The sequence below is a fragment of the Dietzia sp. 111N12-1 genome, assembly GCF_001658045.1.
In the GTDB taxonomy this organism is placed as follows: Bacteria; Actinomycetota; Actinomycetes; order Mycobacteriales; family Mycobacteriaceae; genus Dietzia; species Dietzia kunjamensis.
The window spans coordinates 1-436 of the sequence record NZ_LSSV01000006.1; the positions used below are offsets into that span (position 1 = coordinate 1).

The 436-nt window shown below is 65.1% G+C and carries 1 protein-coding gene; it reads right to left on the reverse strand.

The features are described 5' to 3' along the window. On the reverse strand, positions 1 to 436 hold a 436-nt coding region (locus AYO52_RS01970), incomplete at both ends, for a Mu transposase C-terminal domain-containing protein (RefSeq protein ID WP_172812092.1).

Sequence of the window (436 nt, forward strand, 5' to 3'; positions counted from 1 at the left end):
AGCTTCGTCTTCCTCCGGGCGGGTGGGGTCGGTGCCGGCGGGGCCGGAAATGAGGGGTCTTCGTGGCCGGCGACGACGGCAATGCGTTCGGTGATCTGGCCGCGTAGCTCGCGTCGGCGGGCTGCGCGTGCGTGTTGAATGTCTTTGAGACTGACGGTGGTCGATGCGTGATCGGGGTCCACGGCCTTACAGATGTACTGGTTCTTGTGGAAGACATGGATTTCGGAGATGTCGCGGGGGTCGTACCGGATCACGACCTGCTCTTTGACGTAGGCGGCCAGCAGCGGCGAGACGTACCGCAGGCCCTGGAAGCGCACTCCGTCGCGGTGGACGATGCGCGTTTTGGCCACGGTCAGCAGCAGCAGGTTGAGATCATCGATGGTCTCGGGCAGGCGAGGCAGCCACCCGTCGCCGATCCAGGTCCGGTAGGGGCTGT